Consider the following 18,961-nt stretch of genomic DNA (forward strand, 5'->3'; position numbering starts at 1 on the left):
AAAAAGCGAGAAGTCTACGGGCAACTGGCCGCTTTTTCTAGCTCCATTGAGATATGCACTTACAAGTTGAATCTAGGGATGAAAGAAGTGGACTAAAATTTCTTTTAGTTCAGCGTGGAACATTCGAATTTGGATACGACGAAAAACAAAAAAAATTTGCTAAATATAATTTACCTGACATCTATCACTCGATTGAGACGATGAAGAGCGTTGAGTGTCTATGTGAAGAGTTTTTGGTTTCTGCCTCACCAATTTCCCTAAAGCAAGTTAAGAAATTCAATTTCCAATCGAAAAATAAGATTGCTGTTGAAAATGAAATGCTTGAAGATAATGATGCTTTCCATATGACATATGATGATCTTGAGAACTTTTCGAGTTTTTATAACTACCGAATAGCGAATGAATTCCAAATTGAGTATTTGATGAAATCGTATTCTGCTTTGTTTCCTTGGGGAGATTCTCTTGCAGATATCAAAGTTATTGATGATTGGATGTCATTAGATACTGAAAGCTCCCCTAAAACAGAGAATGGTTTAAGGTGTCTTTTTTTCTTTACCTGGACTTTATCAGAGTTTCAAGCCAGGGGTGAATGTGAAAAAAGAATGTACGATAATGTAAACATCGAAGGAAGCAAGGTTATTAAATCTGGCGGAGCCGAGTTTTGGCCCTGGCAGAATTATGGTCAAGAAAGCGCATTTTGCTTACCCAGCTCACGGGCTCCATCGTCGACCTTAGGGGATGGCCTGGCTGTTGGGCGAGTTACGGCTCACATTTCCGAGTTAAAAAATGATTATTTTCGGACTTTTCGGACTTTTGGGAATTAATATCTTAAATTTAGAATTTATCGCCAGAGGCCACGATATTTCGCTTTCAAACTCGATCAATTTCGGTGGAATTACCTAACCATTCAAAGGGTTGTTCAGAAGGGAACTCAACACATAAAAGGACTCGCATTCCTTGATAGTGGAGGTATTTGATGGTTAGAGAGTACGCGTAAGTCCGGCAAACCCGACTTAACTGTGATGGTTCTGTTGCAAACATGTCTTATAGGGCATTTTATGTGACTTTCAGTGCCATGGTTTTAGGCTTTCTCGTTCTGAAAATGCTCTTCGGGCATAGGTGAGCAGTTTTTGTTTGGTAGGAGGATACTGAGCTAAGAGAGGCGGGGACGTATAAGTTTTAAAGGAGCTGATAGGGGAAGTCTTGGGCCAGAGAAGAGTTAAGAGGTGGTGATATTTTCTACAAGTACAAGCGAGTAATGTGCGGCCAAGTTTGCTTGCCTATGTAAGCATAACCTGGCCAAAGCGGCCACATTATGGTTTCAATACTATATTGGATGCAATGCTAATGAAAATGGTGGGCCTTCCCAGACTTGAACTGGGGACCTACCGATTATGAGTCGGGTGCTCTAACCAACTGAGCTAAAGGCCCATTTTCACTATGATAACCGTTTCCGTATCCGGTCCATGCAGGGCGATGCGGATGCGCATACAACACCGCTTGCACAGATTGTAGCAAACGGCAGGCAAAGTACTCGATTTCCCTTTTTAAATCAATGTCTTTGTTGCAAGGATTTTCCTGTATGCGGGGTTGCTGATGGTATTGTCCGGGGTTTGGTTTTTTGCCTCGCTGAAGGGATGTGTATTTTGGGGTGTGTGCTTGCTAAGAACAGAAAATCTTCGCTTCCTCTTCTTGCTTCCCTGTCCCGACAAGCGTTATGCCGTCGGTACGCCGGTGTTTTCGGGAGGTGGGTGAATAGTGGTATGTGCGTTCTATTTCAGAGCGACAGCTTTGGCAGCAATATGCAGCACCACACCAAAAAGGCCAACAACAGGGTAATGGCGACGGCGGCGGAGCCGGTGTCTTTTGCCATCTTTGCCAGGGGGTGCCGCTCTGGGCCAATGCGATCCACGGTAGCCTCTATGGCGCTGTTGATCAGCTCCAGGGGAAGTACCAGCAGAGTAGCGGCGATCAGAATCGCGCGCTCAGCGGGTGTTTCTCCGGCCCATAGGGCGAAAGGAGCCAGTATGAGAGCTAGGATCACCTCCAGGCGAAAAGCTTCCTCGTTGCGCCAGGCGGCGACCAGGCCCTGCACCGAGTAGTCGGTGGCATCGATCAAGCGCGCAATACCTTTCTTGCCCGGTTTGTTGGCGAACTCTTCTTGCATGGTGCTCTCCAGGAATCCCTAGGCCCCTCGCGGGCAGTTGTGATTGTGCCATAGTAAAAAGCCCGGTCGAAACCGGGCCTTTGACTGGCGCTTACTCGTCGAGGAAGCTGCGAAGGTGTTCTGATCGCGACGGATGTCGTAGCTTGCGCAGTGCCTTGGCCTCGATCTGACGGATACGTTCGCGGGTTACATCAAACTGTTTGCCCACCTCTTCCAGGGTGTGGTCGGTGTTCATGTCGATACCGAAGCGCATACGCAGTACCTTGGCCTCCCGCGCGGTCAGGCCGGAAAGCACGCAGCGGGTGGCGTCGTGCAGACCGGTCTGGGTGGCAGTGTCCACCGGTGAGGACTCGTTCTGGTCTTCGATAAAATCACCCAGATGCGAATCTTCGTCGTCACCGATGGGCGTTTCCATGGAAATGGGTTCCTTGGCGATCTTGAGGACCTTGCGTACCTTGTCCTCCGGCATCTCCATGCGCTCACCCAGTTCTTCCGGTGTGGGTTCGCGGCCCATTTCCTGCAGCATCTGGCGGCTGATGCGATTGAGTTTGTTGATGGTCTCAATCATGTGTACCGGGATACGGATGGTACGCGCCTGGTCTGCGATGGAGCGGGTAATGGCCTGGCGAATCCACCAAGTGGCGTAGGTGGAGAACTTGTAGCCGCGGCGGTATTCGAACTTGTCCACCGCTTTCATCAGGCCGATATTGCCCTCCTGGATCAGGTCCAGAAACTGCAGGCCGCGATTGGTGTACTTCTTGGCGATAGAGATCACCAGGCGGAGATTGGCTTCCACCATTTCCTTCTTGGCGCGGCGCGAGCGGGCCTCGCCGATAGACATGCGGCGGTTGATTTCCTTGATCTGGCCGATTTCAAGGCCGGCGCGTTCCTGGCACTGGGCCAGCTTGCGCTGGGCGCGGGTAATGTCGTCCACTACGTGGCGCAGGGCGTCGGAGTAGTCGCGTTTTTTCTTGATGATTGCGGGAATCCAGCCTTCGTTGATCTCGTTGCCGGGGAATTCCTTCACAAACGTCTTGCGCGGCATACGGGCACGTTTGATGCACAGGTTCATGACGAGGCGTTCCTGCTCACGCACATTGTCGCGAATGTAGCGTACCTCGCCATAGAGGGGGTCGAACTGGCGTGGTGCCAGTTTGAAGTAGCGGAAAACCTCCCCGACAGCTTCGAGGGCCTTGCCGGCTTCCTTGGAGCTGCGACCGTGGGTTTCTATCGCGGCATCGGCGGCTTTTTTTGCCGCGATCAGGGCGTTCATGCGCTCGGCCAGCTCTTCGGGGTCGATGCCGCCAACGTTTTCCTCTTCCTCGTCGGTGCTTTCGCTGCTGTTGCTGGTGATGGCGTCTGCGGCTTGGCCGGCCTGTGCCCCTGGTGGTACTTCTTCGGCGGGATTCAGCCAGCCGGAGATCACGTCCGGGACACGGCGTTCCTCTTTCCCGATCAGGACATATTCGTTAATGATTCGCTCAACGGCGCCGGGCCAGTAGGCGAGGGCGGCCATCAGTTCTCGCAGGCCCTCTTCGATACGCTTGGCAATGGCGATCTCGCCCTCGCGCGTGAGCAGCTCAACAGTGCCCATTTCGCGCATATACATGCGTACCGGATCGGTGGTGCGGCCTACATCGGACTCCACCGCGGCCAGTGCGGCGGCCGCCTCCGCGGCCGCGATCTCATCTGCGGAGCTGTCGCCTTCGGCCATCAACAATTCTTCGGCATCGGGGGCCTTTTCGAAGACCTTGATGCCCATATCGTTGATCATGCCAATAATGTCTTCCACCTGATCGGGATCGGAAATATCTTCCGGCAGATGGTCATTTACCTCGGCATAGGTGAGATAGCCCTGTTCTTTACCGCGGGCGATCAGATCCTTAATGCGGGAGGTCTGCTGCTGGGTTTTGTCGGTCATGCACAACCCTGAATTCTGGGGATGAAAATACGGGACAAAGACGCGGGATTATAGCGTATTTGCATTAGCAATAACCACTCCGGCTGTCAAGTGACAGCGTTGGTGTGTGGCGTGGGTCGCTTGTGGTTCCCAATCCCGTCCGCTGGTGGGGGGTGTGAATATAGTGTTCAGCCTGTAGTTTTCAAGGGCATAGTGCCGATTAATTGTGTTTTCTTCGCCAATTGGCCAACAGTGCCAGTTGCTCTTCCGTGCTCAGCTGGGTGTCACTTTTCAATTGGGCCAGCAGGCCGCGGTTGTGCTGCCTGCTGGCGGACTCCTCCAGGCGCTTCAGGCAGTCGCTGAACTCAAGGTGTGGATCGTACTCCAGGTTGCTGTCGCCTTGGGCCAATTGGTGTATACCGGATACCAGCGGGGACATAGCGAGTTTGGCCAGGATGTCACAGGAGTCAGCTCCGTGGTGGGCGCGCCAGTAGCCGAGTAACTGGTTCAGGTTGTATTCGGGGCGGTCCCTGAGTAGCGTCACCAACTGGGCGAACAGCGCCAGGTCGGGATCGCTGCTCGCGCGAAAGTGCTCCAGATCCTCGATTTGGGCACACAGCCGTGGGTGGTGCAGGAGCAGGGCGATCAACATGCGTTCCGGCGGCAGGCGGTATTGGCCACTGCGGCGCGGGCTGTCCCCTTCCTGTGGGGCGATCTCCTCCAGATAGGGGTTGCTCTCCCGTGGCCAGGGCTCCGGTGCTGTCCGGTGTTGGGTATCCTGGCTGGACTCCTGCGGCGTCTTGGGCGCCTGCCCGGTGGCGGCGTGCTGGGATTGGGCGCTGTGTGCTTTTTCCGTGCGGATCACCTCCTGCAGGGTCTCCCTGTCAAGACCGGTGCGCGAGGCCAGCTGCTGGAACATTAGTTGGCGGTAGACCCCTTCCGGCAGCTGATCCAGCAGGGGTGCGGCCAGCTTGGACAGACGCGCGCGGCCGTCCATGGTCTGCAGGTTGATGTCCTCGCTGAGCAGGTCGAAGAGAAAGTCTTCCAGCGGCAGGGCCTGTGCTTGCATCAATTGCTGGAAGCGTTCCCCCCCCAGTTGGCGTACCAGGGTGTCCGGGTCTTCCCCTTCTGGCAGCAACAGGAAGCGCAGGCTGCGCCCGTCCTGCATCTGCGGCAGGGCGGATTCCAGCGCGCGACGGGCGGCGGCGCGGCCGGCGCGGTCGCCATCAAAGCAAAACAGCAGCTCGGCGGTGTGGCGGAAAGCCAGCTGGATATGCTCCTCGCCACAGGCGGTGCCCAGAGTGGCCACAGCACAGCGGATGTCGAACTGTGCCAGCGCCACCACATCCATATAACCCTCTACCACAATCAGGCGATCTAAATTGCGGTTGGCCTGGCGCGCCTCCCACAGGCCGTAGAGTTCACGGCCCTTGTGAAAGATCGGGGTTTCCGGCGAGTTCAGGTACTTGGGCTTTTCGTCCCCCAGTACCCGCCCGCCAAAGGCGATAGCGCGGCCGCGCTGGTCGCGGATCGGAAAGATAATGCGGTTGCGGAAACGGTCGTAGTGGTGTCGAGCGCCGGGTTTGGTGTTGCCATCGTTGTCCTGGCGGCGAATGGCCAGGCCCGCCAGCTCCAGCTGATCGGCTTTCTGCGGGGAGTCCGCCAGGGTGTTGAGCAAATTGTCCCAGCCCGGTGGCGCCAGGCCGATACCGAAATCGCGGGCAATCTCGCCAGATAAGCCGCGATTGCGCAGGTAGGCCACGGCGTTGCCGGCGGCGGGATGGCTGCGCAGCTGTGCGCAATAGTAGTCGGCGGCCTTTTCCGTGAGCTGGTAGAGGGATTGGCTCTCCCGCTGGCGTTTCTCCTGGCCCGGCGCCGGCTGCTCGCGGGGCACCTCGAGGCCGCGGGTTGCCGCCAGCTTTTCCACCGCCTCGGGGAAGGGGAGGCGGTCGTACTCCATCAAAAAACCAATGGCGTTGCCGTTGGCACCACAGCCAAAACAATAGTAGAACTGCTTGTCCGGGCTCACAGTAAAAGACGGAGTCTTTTCGTCGTGGAAGGGGCAGCAGGCGGCGTAGTTCTTACCGGTTTTGCGCAGTTTGACCCGGCTGTCCACCAGCTCGACGATATCTGCCCGGGCGAGTAGATCGTCGATAAAGGACTGGGGGATCTTGCTGGGCACAGCGCTCTCCGTTTCGGGATCAGCCCAACTGGGCTTTGACCTGTTTGCTTACCGCACCCATATCCGCGCGGCCCTGCACTTGCGGTTTTACCTGGGCGATGACCTTACCCATATCCGCCATGCTGCTGGCGCCAGTATCCTGAACGGCGGAAGTGACGATCTCGTTGATCTCGGCTTCGCTCAATTGTCTGGGCAGAAACTCCTGGATTACCTCGATCTCGGCCTGCTCCACCGCTGCCAGCTCGGTGCGACCGGCCTTCTCAAACTGGGTAATGGAGTCGCGGCGCTGCTTGATCATTTTGTCCAGCAGGGCGAGGATGCGGGCATCGTCCAGGTCGATGCGCTCATCCACTTCTACCCGCTTGATCTCGGCATTGATCAGGCGCAGGGTGGCCAGGCGCTTCTTGTCACGCGCTTTCATTGCGTCTTTGGTGGCCTGGGTCAGGGTGTCCTTGAGAGTGCTCATAGTGCGTGTTCCGGGATTGGAATTAGAGATGCTGGGTGCTAAGGATAGCGCGTCCGTGGCCTGGGGAGAATGCGATTGACAAAATGAAAAACGGCGCGCGAGTATCACTCGCACGCCGTTTGCTGGGGTACCGCTAAGGGGCTTGACCCATTCGGCTGCCCCGTGGCGACAGACTGAATGCTGTCTGCGACTCTTATCTTAGTAGAGGCGTTGGAATTTGCGGTTTTCGCGCTGAAGCTTCTTGGCGTGGCGCTTCACAGCGGCAGCGGCTTTGCGCTTGCGTACTGCCGTTGGTTTCTCGTAGAACTCGCGGCGACGTACTTCAGACAGTACGCCTGCTTTTTCACAGGAGCGCTTGAAGCGACGCAGGGCGATATCGAAAGGTTCGTTGTCTTTGAGTCGTACAGAGGGCATAGAATACCTGTTAAAATTCGTTTCTCTCGGCCATTCCGGCAATACTCCCGCAGTTGCATCCGGTGGCCGGTTCACAGCGAGGGCGCAAATTCTAAACACTCCCCCGCAGGATCGCAACCCCATTTTCCAGTATGATAACGACCCCTCGAAGTAGTCACGGGTATAAGATCAGGTGCGTGTTCTTGGTATAGAAACTTCCTGCGATGAAACTGGCGTCGCTATCTACGATTCAGCCTCCGGCCTGCTCGGCCACGCCCTGTTCAGCCAGGTGGACTTGCACGCTGATTATGGTGGCGTAGTCCCTGAACTGGCGAGTCGCGATCATGTGCGCAAGCTGCTGCCCCTGGTGCGCCAGGTTATGGCAAAGACGAACACCAAACCCTCGGACCTGGACGGCGTGGCCTATACCGCTGGCCCCGGTTTGGTCGGCGCCCTGATGGTGGGGGCCTGTGCCGGCCGTGCCCTGGCCTATGGCTGGGACATACCCGCGGTGGCGGTGCACCATATGGAGGGCCATCTATTGGCCCCGATGTTGGAAGAGAGTCCGCCCGCTTTTCCCTTTGTGGCTCTGCTGGTCTCCGGTGGCCACACCCAGTTGGTAGAAGTGCGCGGTCTCGGTGACTATGAGCTGATGGGGGAGTCTCTGGATGACGCTGCCGGTGAGGCTTTCGACAAGGCGGCCAAGATGCTGGACCTGGATTACCCCGGCGGCCCGCGTCTGGCGGCCCTGGCTGAGAAAGGCGATCCCAGGCGCTTTACTTTCCCCCGCCCTATGACTGATCGACCGGGCCTGGACTTCAGTTTCTCAGGTCTAAAGACTTTTACCCTGACCACCGTGCGCCGGCACGCCCTTGAAGATGGCCTGCCGGACGAGCAGACCTGCGCGGATATCGCCGCGGCCTTTCAGGAAGCGGTGGTGGATACATTGGTGATTAAATGCCACCGTGCGATTCAAGCGTCCGGGTACAAAACGCTGGTGATTGCCGGTGGGGTTTCCGCCAATCAGCGGTTGCGCGAGTGCCTGGAAACGAGCCTGCGCAAAGGCGGTGTCAGTGTTTACTATCCACGCCATGAATTCTGTACCGATAATGGCGCGATGATTGCCTATGCGGGCAGCCTGCGCCTGAAGGCCGGAGAGCAAGCCGGTCTGGCAGTGGATGTGCGCCCGCGCTGGCCCATGACCGAATTGCCCAAGACCGAACTTTAAACATGGGCAGGACATCCTGGCAGTAAAAAGAAAAGAGCCGATAGATGGATATTGTTTTTATACGGGATTTAAAGGTGGATACCATTATTGGTATTTACGACTGGGAGCGGGAAGTGCGTCAGACGGTCAGTGTTGATCTGGAGATGGCTTTCGATATCAGCGAAGCGGCGCGCACAGATAATATCGAGTACACGCTCAACTATAAAGCGGTGGCCAAGCGCCTGATCGCCTTTATTGAGAGTAGTGAGTTCCTGTTGGTGGAAACCATGGCGGAACAGGCCGCTGCCATTGTGCAAAAGGAGTTTTCCGTGATCTGGCTGCGTCTGCGTTTATCCAAGCCCGGTGCTGTGCGTGGTTCCCGGGATGTCGGTGTTATTATCGAGCGCGGCGAAAAGCCAATAAAAGGGGCAGCAGCGATGTCTGCGGGAGTGTAAACGTGGCTCAGGTGTATCTCAGCCTTGGCAGTAATGTCAATCGCGCGCAACATATTCACGCAGCGCTGGACGCGCTGGCCGGGCAGTTTGGCGAGTTGCAGGTATCCCGCGTTTTCGAGAGTGAGGCGGTGGGATTCCAGGGGGATAACTTTTATAATCTGGTGGTGGGCCTGCGTACAAACCTGCCGGTGGGGCAGCTGGCGCTCTGCCTGCGTGGAATCGAGGATGCCAATGGCCGCCTGCGCGCGGGTCCCAGGTTCAGCGCGCGCACCCTGGATATCGATATCCTCACCTACGATAACCTCACAGGCACGGTCGATGGGGTAAAACTGCCGCGGGGTGAGATCGTAAAAAATGCCTTTGTATTACAGCCTTTGGCAGAGATAGCCCCGCAAACCGTTCACCCGATCGAGGAGAAGACTTTCCGCCAGTTGTGGAGTGAATACGATCAGGCTTCGCAGAAGTTGTGGCCGGTGGCATTTACCTGGCCTTAATGGCGAACTTGTCAGGGAAACCTAAAAAGCAGCCACCGGGCTGCCTTTTTGTTTTTGTGGGCGTCATAAGACCTTTGGTTTACTGGAGCCACTCGGCAATCGTATCAATATATTCTGGTGGCGGTATATGGCCTCCGGGGAATACGTGGTGCCGCTTGTTGTTTGCATTAATAAGCTCAAATAGCACCCTGTTTTCCTCTTCTGTTGCAAATTCGTCGTTATTGGCTGTGATTAATACAGGGTCCCGAGCCTGGCTATGAGCGATCAGGTTTATCGGTGCCACTGCGGTGTTGTCAAGTTGAGGAGGGACCATGCCGATAACTTTTTGAGTGCGCGGCCAACGGTGATCAGGTCGAAATCCTGATTGTCCATGCGCCGAGTCAGCTAGCCTAGGTCGGTTGGGTTGGCCGGACCGCCCTTGGCTGAGTTTTACTATTCCTGACTTTTGGATAACAGCCGGATAATGTCCAGGGTCTTGCCGGGCTCCCAGCGCATGGCAGAGACCAGGCCGTGCATAGCCAGCAGGCGCCGGTCGAGATCCTTTCTGTCGCGAAGCTTTTGCAATTTTTCTCTGGCCTTTTCATAGCCCTGTTGTTCATAGGCCAGCAGCAATTCGACGGTGTGTTCCGCAGGGGTTATCTGGCGGGGACGCGGTGTGTAACCCATCGCCTCTACCATACGCTCGGCTGCCAGCCAGGTGGACCAGGGGTTCTGGCCGGTAATGAGTTGGCCATCCACACTGACCTGCTCCAGATAGGCGGGCCCACTCTGGAAAATTGCACCCTGCTCGCGCAGGCGATCTTCCAGCAGAAAGGGAAACCGTTGCGCGGCGTCGGGAATAAGAAACAGCTCTTCCTCATTGGTGAAAGCGCTGATTTGGCGGCCGGCGATAAGTGGCTCGCCATTGTCCAGAGTGACATTGGCGAGCGCTGCCGGTCCATGGCAAACGGCACCAATGACCTTGCCGTTTTTATGGAAGTCCCGCACCAGGGTTTGGATATCGGTATTATCGGGAAAATCAAACATGGTGCCCTTACCACCGACAAAAAATATGGCCTGGTAGTCCCCGGCGGATACCTGATCAATGGGAATACTGTTATCTACCTTTTGCTGTGCTTCCCGATCATTGAGAAAAGCATAATCGAAAGGTCCCATATCGCCTTTATCAATCAACGCAGGCGGTTTACCACCCTTGGGACTGGCAATATCCACGACAAACCCATTGGCTGTAAATACATAGTAGGGGCGGGCCAGTTCCGTCAACTCATAGCCGGTGGATTTAGTGGAGGTACCCATCACCTCTGTGCTGGTGACTACAGCCAGCACTTTGCCCCGTTTTACATCGGGCCCTTGTTGTAAATAGCGCAGTTCACTGGCTGTTGTATTGGAAAAGTCCTGTTCCTGTGGAGGGATTAAGCCCTTAATCCAGATGATAAAGGTAAAGCAAGCGCCACAGGTGACAGCGAGTGAAATAAGTATTTTCTTCAACATGTCGATTTCCAAAAATTGTAGTGAAAGGTGTAAATCTTTCGGGTTGTCCATCTAACACTTGGAAGAGTAAGGGGTGGCAGGTGAAATCCGGGTGAGATAGTTGCTAAAAGGATCAATTGTTTGGTTTATGGCGGTTTTCTTAACAGTAGCCCGCATTGATAAGTGTTTTGTTGGCACAGAACCGCAATTTCCCAGCCCAGAGCTGCACAGATTCTTTTTGCCAGAAATAAACCTTGACCGATACCTTTGCTGCCTTCTCTTTTTTGGCCGGACAGAAACGTCTTTTCCGTATCGAGTACAGTATCTATGGGGTTTTCAAACAATAGGGTATTTCCTTTGGTATAAATTCTCAGTTCGGGCCGGGATGCATGTTGTAGGGCATTGCCGATCAGGTTGTTGAATAGTAATGATACGAGATGGCGATTGGCCAGGATCTCCTGGTCGTTTTCTATTGTTATCTGTATCTGGAAATTTTCTTGAATAATGTTTTGATGCTGTGTCAGGAGGCGCTCTTCCAATAAGGGCCGCAATCTAAGGTACTCCGTTTGCAGGGATTCCGACCGAGCCAGGGCCAGCAGTGTCGATACCGTTGCCTCCATCCCGGTAACCGTTTGTAACAGTTCGGTCTTTTCACAAGCCGTCATCGCCCTGTTTTGGCTGAGCGTCAGGGTGCCTTTGAGAATGGTCAGGGCCGTGCGGAATTCGTGGCTGGTATCGCGGGTGAATTCAGCCTCCCTCTGTAGTGCCTGTTTGAGCTGATTGATGGTGCTTTCCAGGATAAATGCCAGATAGCCGATTTCATCCTTGTCATCACTGTGGAGCAGGGATATCTGCGTATCGCGGCTTCTTTGCTGTTTAACCGCTTCCGCCAGGGCAATAACCGGGGCGATGGTTTTGCGGGAAATACGGTAGGCACAGTGAAGTGCGAATAGTAATGTCAAGGCGCATGCGCTGCCAAAGAGCCAGAGTAACCGGGTCGATTGTCGCGTGACAGCGATCAGTTCACTGACTTCGGCGGCGAGAATTGCGGAGCTGTTATCAGGCAAATGTACCCTACGCAGGTGAAAGTGATGGTCTGAATCACTGAACCACTCGGCTTTCTCGGCGTTGTTTGGCAGTGCGCTGAGTAATTCAGTGGGGATTGCCTGGCCTTCGGTGTACAGCTTGAAGTAGGGTAGGCGTGGTTTCGGTGGAAAACCGGTGAATTGCGCCTGTTGTTCAATATAGCGGACCTCACCTTCAAGTAAATTGTCGAGAATATGGTCTTCAATCACATAGGCTGCCAACAGGCAGAGTGCAAAAAATACCACGCAGAGCAGTAGGGTAAAACTGCCAAAAATTGCAAAGACTCTTTTTTGCAGTTTACTGATTCTGTGCACTTGAGGTTTCCAATTGGTATCCCAGGTTGGTAATGGTTTTCAGCATGGGCGTCTTAAATGGTTTGTCCAATGCCTGACGCAGGCTGTAGATATGGGATTTTAGTGCGTCAGTTTCCGGTGGGTCGTCGCCCCAGATATGGTGAATGAGTGCCGAGCGGCTCACGGGGGCCGGTGAAGCCTGGGCGAGCAGGGTGAGAATACGGAATCCGATAGTGGTCAGCACCAATGGTTTCTTGTCTCTACATGCGGTCTGTTGGCGATGGCATATTTGCAGGTCGCCGATCTGAATTTTATCATTGGTATGCAACTGGTGCCTGCGGGCCAGGGCGCGGCAGCGCAGGATTAATTCCCGTGGGTCGAAGGGCTTGCACAGGTAGTCGTCAGCGCCCACACCAAAGCCATGCTCTTTATCAGAGATGGCGTCGCGAGCGGTGAGCATCAATACCGGTATATTCACCGGCGCCTCCGCTTTAATCTTCTTACACACCTCCAGGCCATCCATATCGGGCAGGCCCAGATCGAGAAGAACCAGGTCGAAGATCTGCTCTAGCGCCAGCTGCATCCCCTGGCGGCCGCAGTGGGAAAAATCCATTCGCCAGCCTTCAGCTTGTAAAAACTCGGCAACCTGTCGGGCAATGACAGGGTTGTCTTCTATCAGCAGTATTTTCAGTGGGTGCATGGGAGTGTCTCGTGTGGCAAAGAAAGTCACAAAAACAGTCTGACAGGATGGGCGTGAAATAGAAGTGAAGCCTCACCGCTGGTTGGCTTTGGGGCAGTATGGAGGGAGGCGAATAGCTCAGATAGTGAGGCTGCGACCGCCGTCGACTGCGATGACCTGGCCGCTGATATAAGGCGCGTCGCAAGCGAGGAAGCGCACGGTCTTGGCGATATCATCCGTGCAGCCGGTACGGGCGAGGGGAATGCGTCGGACAATGTGCATTTTCTTGGCCTCGCTAGTGGCCTCCTGCTCGGGCCACAGGATGGCGCCGGGAGCGACTGCATTGACGCGCACCTGGGGGGATAGCTCCAGGGCAAGACTTTTAGTCAGCATTACCAGCCCGGCCTTGGCGGCACAGTAAAGTGTGTGTTTGCGCATTGGGTGCTCGGCATGGATATCCGCCATATTGACAATGCAGCCTCCATTGCGGGCGAGGGTTTTGGCCAGCGCTTGACTGATGAAAAATGGTGCCTTGAGATTGCTGCCTACCAGTTGGTCCCAGTCCTCCTCGGTGGCTTTGCCGACTGGCGTTGGGTAGAAAGCCGAGGCGTTGTTGACCAGAACGTCAATGCCGCCCCATACCTCTTCTGCGCGCCGGGCGAGGTCGGCGCAGGCATCGGCGCTATCCAGCGCACTCTGCAGTGCTACGGCGGAATCCCGGCAGACTTTGTTGAGTGCTTTTGCGAGGGCATGTGCCGCATTGGCCGAGCTGCGATAGTGGATGACAATACGGTGATCCCCGTGCAGTTCTTCGGTGATGGCGCGACCGAGGCGAGCGGCGGCACCGGTGATCAGCACATTACGCACGATAGGCTTCCTTTACCTTGGCAATAGCCCTAATCCGCGCCCGATCCAGTGCCTGTCCCAGCTTCGCGCCCTCGCAACCCTGTGCAATCAGCGCGTCGGCAGTCACAGTGGCTGCCGCTTCGCGGGCGGCGCGCAGGAAGTTCACCTGGGGATAGTCTCGATGTTCGAGCCCCTGGCGTCCGCGGGCGTCTGCCTCACAGGCGCGCAGGAAGTTCTCGAACCGCTCGGGGCGTCGCAAAGCATCCAGACTGCGCATCATTTTCATAATGGTCTGCGGGCGCAGCTCGAATGCCCTATGGCAGTGCAAATGGTATTCGCAGACGCCAATAGCCAGTGTGGTCAATGCCTTGGGTGTGCGCCAGCGTTCGCAGACTGCGCGCACCAGGGGTATTCCGGCGGACTCGTGACCGTGATGACTGGGCAATATCTTTTCCGGGGTTAAGCCCTTGCCCAGGTCGTGCAGCAATACTGCGAAACGTACAGGCAGCTCCGCGGGGGCGGCGCGCAGTGCCATTAGTACATGCTCACCAGTATCTACCTCGGGGTGGTGGATGGGGGGCTGAGGTACCCCGAACAGTTGCTCCAATTCAGGCAGAAACACCGGCAGAGCGCCACACTCCCGCAACACTCGGATAAAGATATCGGGGTCCGGCTCAGTGAGAGCGCGGCTGACTTCCTTCCAGATTCTTTCTGCTACCAGATATTCAATTTCACCGGCTTCGACCATCTGGCGCATCAGCTCCACAGTCTCTGGTGCAATGGTAAAGTCCAAGTGGTGGTAGCGTGCCGCGAAGCGGGCTACGCGCAGGATGCGCAGGGGGTCTTCGGCAAAAGCTGGGGATACGTGGCGCAAGACACGCGCCTGCAAGTCTTTCTGGCCCCCGTAAGGGTCGATAAGCTTACCGTCGCTGGACTCGGCAATCGCATTGATCGTCAGGTCACGGCGCAGCAGGTCTTCTTCAAGGGTGATATTGGAGGCGGCATTGACAGAAAATCCGCCATACCCATGTCCGCTTTTGCGCTCTGTGCGGGCAAGGGCATACTCGTCGCCGGTGTCGGGGTGCAGAAACACGGGAAAATCTCGCCCAACAGGCTTGAAACCGTGCGTTAGCATCTGCTTCTCATCGGCACCTACAACCACCCAGTCGCGCTCATATACAGGGCGATGCAGCAGTTTGTCGCGCACTGCGCCGCCAACGAGATAGATCCTCAATGGGATAGCTCCAAAGCTGGGGATACCGGTTGCCCGGCAGGGAGTTGCACTACCATAAAGTCATTGGTTCCGACGCCGTCCAATCTCCAGAATGGGGGCTAGGGTTACAGCGGAGGAAAGCCTGGGATGTTGGCAAGATAAAAAAATGGCCCCGAAAAAACAAGGGGGCCCAGGGTCTTAGGGTATGCGTTTGGCAATTTTTTCTACTGCCGGTGGGTGTGTCGACGATCCAGTGCAGGGGTTGGGCAACACCAATTTGTGGCCATCTTAACAAAGCTGTCTTACCTGTCAACTGTACCTTATAGTATTTTTTGAGGGGGTTGTTGTGTTGTTCGTTAATAGGTTGCATGGACCGAATTTCGGGCTGGTTTTACAGCAATGAACAGCATAATTTATAGGGGTGATTTCATTGGGCAGGATAATTTCGCGCTAGACCCTGGAGATGGGGTTTTGTTGCGGGGAGTTGACCTGGCCGTCAGTGATCGCAGTTGTTGGGGAGACTAAAAATATGAGCGAAATACATGTACTTACCACCGGGGAAGCTGCCAGGTACTGCGGTGTCAATTTCCGAACCGTCATTCGCTGGATAGAGCGGGGACAGCTCAAGGCTTACAAGTTACCTGGTCGTGGCGACCACCGCATTTGTGTAGAGGATTTTGTGGGTTTTTTGCGCGATAACGCTATGCCGGTACCGAATACTCTGGCTGTACCCAGCCGCAAGGTGTTGCTGCTGACAACGGATTCAGAGCTGACTTCGGTGGGATGCCAGACATTGGAAAATATCGGCTGTGAAACAGAAGTGGCTGGCGACAGCTTCTCTGCGGGTATTTTGCTGGCTCATTTCAAGCCTGTTCTGTTGGTGATCGATGCAAATCTGGTGGGTGACGGTGGTTTTCAGATGCTTGATTACCTGAGATCCCGCAGTGAGTACGCCAACCTGCGCATTCTCGTTGCCCCCTCGGGAGACGACCGTGACACAACCCGCTGGCTCGATGCCGGTGCGGATGCTTTGTTGAGCCAGCGCGAGGAGCGTGGTGAACTGGCGGCAAAAGCCAAATTATTGCTTGAGGCCAACGGTTAATCCGACGGTATATATTGGGGAGCTATCCACAGGTGATACCTCCCCCCGTCGGTCAAGGCTCGCAGTGGTTTGCGCTTTGAAATTCAGATGGGCTTAGGGATTAACATGGGCTCCTCTTCACTCTCCTGGCGGTCGCGGCCCTGTTCAGGGCAGTGGTAGCTGGCCGTGATTTCTTTGCCATTGTGACTGTTGAGATGTACCTCAAAACCCCAGAGCCGGTGTAGATGCCTCAGTACCTCCGCAGTGTCTTTGCCCAGAGGGCGGCGCTGGTACTGGGTGTGATGCAGGGTGAGGGAGCGATCCCCTCGGGTATCCACCGCATACACCTGAATATTGGGCTCCCGGTTGCCGAGGTTGTATTGGCCTGCCAGGTTTTCTCTCAGCTGCCGGTAACCGCACTCGTCGTGAATGGCGCTGACAATAATGTCCTTCTCTTTGTCGTTGTCGCTGATACAGAAGAGTTTCATATCGCGCATCACTTTTGGCGAGAGGAACTGCAAGATAAAACTCTCGTCTTTGAAGTCGCGCATGGCAAACTGTAGTGTTTCCCGCCAACTGCTCCCAGCGATATCCGGAAACCAGCGTTGGTCTTCTTTTGTTGGATTCTCACAGATGCGCCTTAAATCACTAAAAATACTGAAACCTAACGTGTAGGGGTTAATGCCGCTGTAAAGGGGATTGTCAAAGCCTGGCTGGTAGATCACATTGGTGTGGCTTTGCAGAAATTCCATCATAAAGCCTTCGGTGACCCGTCCACGGCGGTAGAGTTCGGTCAGCAGGGTGTAGTGCCAGAAAGTGGCCCAGCCTTCGTTCATGACCTGGGTCTGGCGCTGGGGATAGAAATACTGCGCGAGTTTGCGCACGATACGCACCAGTTCCCGCTGCCAGTTTTCCAGTAGTGGGGCGTTCTTTTCAATAAAATAGAGGATATTTTCCTGGGGCTCTTCGGGAAAACGTTTCTTCTTGGTGCTCTCTGTACCTTCGCCCAGCTTGGGAATGGTTCGCCACAAATCATTGAGTTGCCGCTGGCGGTATTCCTCCCGCTCCTGCTGCTGGCGCTCTTCTTCAACAGCCGAGATGGGATAGGGTCTTTTGTAGCGATCGACCCCATAGTTCATCAGCGCATGGCACGAATCCAGGATTCCTTCTACCTTATCCAGGCCATAGCGCTCCTCACAGCGGGAGATGTAGTTCTTGGCGAAAATCAGATAGTCGATAATACTGCTGGCATCGGTCCAGGCGCGAAAAAGGTAGTTGCCCTTGAAGAAAGAATTATGCCCATAGGCGGCATGGGCGATGACCAACGCTTGCATCGTCATGGTGTTTTCTTCCATGAGATAGGCGATACAGGGGTTGGCATTGATCACTATTTCATAGGCCAGTCCCATCATGCCGCGCTGGTAGCTGTTTTCGACGCTGATGAACTGCTTGCCATAGGACCAGTGGTGATACCCCACCGGCATCCCAACCGAGGAGTAGGCGTCCATCATCTGCTCGGAGCTGATCACCTCAATCTGGTTGGGGTAGGTGTCCAGTCCAAACTCTCCCGCCAGTTCGCCAATAACACGATCATATTGCTGGATCAGTTCGAAAGTCCATTCGGAGGTGGTGGAGATGGGGCCTTGCGAATCGGATTTTGGTGAGTCGCTGCTGTTGGCATAGGTGTCTAGCATCGGGCTGTTCCCTTCTGGCTAAACAGTTGACGGAACACCGGGTAGATATCCTGGACACCCACAATCTGTTCCATGGCAAAGTGGCTCGGAAACAACGTGCGTACACTTTCGTATTCATCCCACAGGGCCTGGTGATCGCGCGGGGTGATTTCTACATAGGAGTAGTACTGCACGTGGGGCATGATGTCGTCGATCAGGATTTTGTGGCAGGTACTGGAATCATCATTCCAATTGTCGCCGTCTGATGCCTGGGCACCATAGATATTCCACTCACTGTCCGGGTAGCGCTCATGCATAATCCGACGCATCAATTTGAGTGCGCTGGAGACGATAGTGCCCCCGGTTTCACGGGAGTAGAAAAACTCTTCTTCATCTACCTCCTTGGCGCTGGTGTGATGGCGGATAAATACGACTTCGGTGTATTCATAGCTGCGCTGGAGAAACAGGTAGAGCAACAGGAAGAAGCGCTTGGCCATATCCTTGGTGGCCTGATTCATGGAGCCGGAAACATCCATCAAACAGAACATTACAGCGCGGGAGCGGGGTTTTGGCTGGCGAATCAGCAAATTGTATTTCAGATCAAAATCATCCAGGAAGGGCACGCGACCGATACGTTTGCGCAGCTCTGAAATGTCACTTTTTAACGCTTCAATTTGTCGTTGGTCGCGCAGTGCGAGGTCTTTTTTTTCTTCCTGTGCAAGGGCTGTTTCCAGCACGCGCAGCTTGCGCCGCTTGCTGCTGGTCAGGGCGATTCGGCGTGCGTGGGCCGCTCTGAGGGAGCGGATCACATTGAGGCGGCCGGGGGTACCCTCGTTACTGATACCGGCACGAATCACCCGAAAAGCTGTATTGCCGGCCAGTTGCTGCTTGACCATGTTGGGCAGTTGCAGCCCCTCGAACATAAAATTGAGAAACTCTTCCTGAGAGATCTGAAAGACAAACTCGTCGACGCCCTCGCCGCTGTCGCTGGCACCGCTGCCATTGTCTCCCCCGCTCTGGCCCTGGCGTGGAATCCTATCACCGGTCGTGAATTCCCTATTACCCGGCAAAATGTGCTCGATATGCCCACCGGTACCATGGGAGAGCAGGGGTTCATTGATATCCCGGGTGGGGATGCTGATTCGTTCACCCTTGTCCATATCCATGATTGAACGGTTGTTCATGGCATCACCAACCGCTTTTTTAATATGAGCCTTGTAACGTCTGAGAAAACGCTGGCGGTTTACCGTACTCTTTTTTTTCCCATTCAGTCGGCGGTCGATGATATAGCTCATATTGCTGTCCTGGCCCTGAACAAAATCAATCGGTACTACCGGTCATACAAGCACGTATTAC

General features: G+C 54.8%; 17 protein-coding genes and 1 tRNA gene. 5 read left to right on the forward strand and 13 right to left on the reverse strand.

The window, feature by feature from the left end; genetic code table 11:
• The first annotated feature begins 53 nt into the window (after window positions 1-53).
• Window positions 54-824, forward strand: a complete 771-nt coding sequence (locus Q1A48_RS06480; protein WP_299942601.1) for a hypothetical protein — start codon at window positions 54-56, stop codon at window positions 822-824.
• 530 nt (window positions 825-1,354) lie between these two features.
• Here Q1A48_RS06480 and Q1A48_RS06485 read toward each other — a convergent pair.
• From Q1A48_RS06485 to rpsU, 6 genes are all read right to left on the reverse strand, one after another.
• Window positions 1,355-1,431: transfer RNA gene (locus Q1A48_RS06485), tRNA-Ile, on the reverse strand.
• 346 nt (window positions 1,432-1,777) lie between these two features.
• Window positions 1,778-2,167: a diacylglycerol kinase gene (locus Q1A48_RS06490; protein ID WP_299942603.1), complete on the reverse strand. Its 390-nt coding sequence runs from the start codon at window positions 2,165-2,167 to the stop codon at window positions 1,778-1,780.
• Between the two features lie 91 nt (window positions 2,168-2,258).
• Window positions 2,259-4,088: an RNA polymerase sigma factor RpoD gene (gene rpoD, locus Q1A48_RS06495; RefSeq protein ID WP_299942604.1), complete on the reverse strand. Its 1,830-nt coding sequence runs from the start codon at window positions 4,086-4,088 to the stop codon at window positions 2,259-2,261.
• Window positions 4,089-4,287: 199 nt separating this feature from the next.
• Window positions 4,288-6,249: a DNA primase gene (gene dnaG / locus Q1A48_RS06500; protein WP_299942606.1), complete on the reverse strand. Its 1,962-nt coding sequence runs from the start codon at window positions 6,247-6,249 to the stop codon at window positions 4,288-4,290.
• A gap of 19 nt (window positions 6,250-6,268) precedes the next feature.
• Window positions 6,269-6,715 (reverse strand): GatB/YqeY domain-containing protein, encoded by a 447-nt coding sequence (locus Q1A48_RS06505; RefSeq protein ID WP_299942608.1) that lies wholly within the window; start codon window positions 6,713-6,715, stop codon window positions 6,269-6,271.
• A gap of 198 nt (window positions 6,716-6,913) precedes the next feature.
• Window positions 6,914-7,129: a 30S ribosomal protein S21 gene (gene rpsU / locus Q1A48_RS06510; protein ID WP_183461320.1), complete on the reverse strand. Its 216-nt coding sequence runs from the start codon at window positions 7,127-7,129 to the stop codon at window positions 6,914-6,916.
• A gap of 172 nt (window positions 7,130-7,301) precedes the next feature.
• On the opposite strand from rpsU, the gene tsaD reads away from it, so the two are divergent.
• The 3 genes from tsaD to folK are packed head-to-tail and all read left to right on the forward strand — an operon-like array spanning window position 7,302 to window position 9,264.
• A complete protein-coding gene (tsaD, locus tag Q1A48_RS06515) occupies window positions 7,302-8,336 on the forward strand; it encodes a tRNA (adenosine(37)-N6)-threonylcarbamoyltransferase complex transferase subunit TsaD (protein ID WP_299942612.1) in 1,035 nt (344 codons plus the stop codon).
• 44 nt (window positions 8,337-8,380) lie between these two features.
• Window positions 8,381-8,770, forward strand: a complete 390-nt coding sequence (gene folB, locus Q1A48_RS06520) for a dihydroneopterin aldolase (protein ID WP_299942614.1) — start codon at window positions 8,381-8,383, stop codon at window positions 8,768-8,770.
• Window positions 8,771-8,772: 2 nt separating this feature from the next.
• Complete coding sequence (folK, locus tag Q1A48_RS06525; RefSeq protein ID WP_299942616.1) at window positions 8,773-9,264, forward strand: 2-amino-4-hydroxy-6-hydroxymethyldihydropteridine diphosphokinase; 492 nt, start codon at window positions 8,773-8,775, stop codon at window positions 9,262-9,264.
• 432 nt (window positions 9,265-9,696) lie between these two features.
• On the opposite strand, the gene Q1A48_RS06530 is transcribed toward folK, so the two are convergent.
• The 5 genes from Q1A48_RS06530 to Q1A48_RS06550 form a co-directional block, all read right to left on the reverse strand.
• Window positions 9,697-10,755, reverse strand: coding sequence for a type 1 glutamine amidotransferase domain-containing protein (locus tag Q1A48_RS06530; RefSeq protein ID WP_299942617.1), 1,059 nt, complete (start codon window positions 10,753-10,755; stop codon window positions 9,697-9,699).
• A 125-nt stretch (window positions 10,756-10,880) separates the two neighbouring features.
• Window positions 10,881-12,134 (reverse strand): HAMP domain-containing sensor histidine kinase, encoded by a 1,254-nt coding sequence (locus Q1A48_RS06535; RefSeq protein WP_299942619.1) that lies wholly within the window; start codon window positions 12,132-12,134, stop codon window positions 10,881-10,883.
• Window positions 12,118-12,813 (reverse strand): response regulator transcription factor, encoded by a 696-nt coding sequence (locus tag Q1A48_RS06540; RefSeq protein ID WP_299942621.1) that lies wholly within the window; start codon window positions 12,811-12,813, stop codon window positions 12,118-12,120. The genes Q1A48_RS06535 and Q1A48_RS06540 overlap by 17 nt, the downstream gene beginning before the upstream one ends.
• 117 nt (window positions 12,814-12,930) lie before the next feature.
• A complete protein-coding gene (locus Q1A48_RS06545) occupies window positions 12,931-13,659 on the reverse strand; it encodes a pteridine reductase (RefSeq protein WP_299942623.1) in 729 nt (242 codons plus the stop codon).
• The gene (locus Q1A48_RS06550; RefSeq protein ID WP_299942625.1) at window positions 13,652-14,872 is read right to left on the reverse strand and encodes a multifunctional CCA addition/repair protein; all 1,221 of its coding nucleotides are present in this window, start codon (window positions 14,870-14,872) and stop codon (window positions 13,652-13,654) included. Before Q1A48_RS06550 ends, Q1A48_RS06545 begins: the two co-directional genes overlap by 8 nt.
• 508 nt (window positions 14,873-15,380) lie before the next feature.
• On the opposite strand from Q1A48_RS06550, the gene Q1A48_RS06555 reads away from it, so the two are divergent.
• Window positions 15,381-15,953: a helix-turn-helix domain-containing protein gene (locus Q1A48_RS06555; RefSeq protein WP_299942626.1), complete on the forward strand. Its 573-nt coding sequence runs from the start codon at window positions 15,381-15,383 to the stop codon at window positions 15,951-15,953.
• Between the two features lie 83 nt (window positions 15,954-16,036).
• On the opposite strand, the gene Q1A48_RS06560 is transcribed toward Q1A48_RS06555, so the two are convergent.
• Together Q1A48_RS06560 and Q1A48_RS06565 are read right to left on the reverse strand one after the other, a co-directional pair.
• A complete protein-coding gene (locus Q1A48_RS06560) occupies window positions 16,037-17,626 on the reverse strand; it encodes a SpoVR family protein (RefSeq protein ID WP_299942627.1) in 1,590 nt (529 codons plus the stop codon).
• Window positions 17,620-18,900 carry a YeaH/YhbH family protein gene (locus Q1A48_RS06565; protein ID WP_299942628.1) on the reverse strand — a complete coding sequence of 427 codons (1,281 nt, stop codon included), beginning with the start codon at window positions 18,898-18,900 and terminating at the stop codon, window positions 17,620-17,622. Before Q1A48_RS06565 ends, Q1A48_RS06560 begins: the two co-directional genes overlap by 7 nt.
• Between the last annotated feature and the right edge of the window lie 61 nt (window positions 18,901-18,961).

It is taken from the genome of uncultured Microbulbifer sp., assembly GCF_947489355.1.
Lineage (GTDB): Bacteria > Pseudomonadota > Gammaproteobacteria > Pseudomonadales > Cellvibrionaceae > Microbulbifer.

Coding starts and splice junctions, on each gene's coding strand:
- Q1A48_RS06480 (WP_299942601.1), top strand. CDS start 54: ATGCACTTACAAGTTGAATCTAGGGATGAAAGAAGTGGACTAAAATTT.
- Q1A48_RS06490 (WP_299942603.1), bottom strand. CDS start 2,167: ATGCAAGAAGAGTTCGCCAACAAACCGGGCAAGAAAGGTATTGCGCGC.
- rpoD (WP_299942604.1), bottom strand. CDS start 4,088: ATGACCGACAAAACCCAGCAGCAGACCTCCCGCATTAAGGATCTGATC.
- Q1A48_RS06505 (WP_299942608.1), bottom strand. CDS start 6,715: ATGAGCACTCTCAAGGACACCCTGACCCAGGCCACCAAAGACGCAATG.
- rpsU (WP_183461320.1), bottom strand. CDS start 7,129: ATGCCCTCTGTACGACTCAAAGACAACGAACCTTTCGATATCGCCCTG.
- folB (WP_299942614.1), top strand. CDS start 8,381: ATGGATATTGTTTTTATACGGGATTTAAAGGTGGATACCATTATTGGT.
- Q1A48_RS06530 (WP_299942617.1), bottom strand. CDS start 10,755: ATGTTGAAGAAAATACTTATTTCACTCGCTGTCACCTGTGGCGCTTGC.
- Q1A48_RS06540 (WP_299942621.1), bottom strand. CDS start 12,813: ATGCACCCACTGAAAATACTGCTGATAGAAGACAACCCTGTCATTGCC.
- Q1A48_RS06555 (WP_299942626.1), top strand. CDS start 15,381: ATGAGCGAAATACATGTACTTACCACCGGGGAAGCTGCCAGGTACTGC.
- Q1A48_RS06560 (WP_299942627.1), bottom strand. CDS start 17,626: ATGCTAGACACCTATGCCAACAGCAGCGACTCACCAAAATCCGATTCG.
- Q1A48_RS06565 (WP_299942628.1), bottom strand. CDS start 18,900: ATGAGCTATATCATCGACCGCCGACTGAATGGGAAAAAAAAGAGTACG.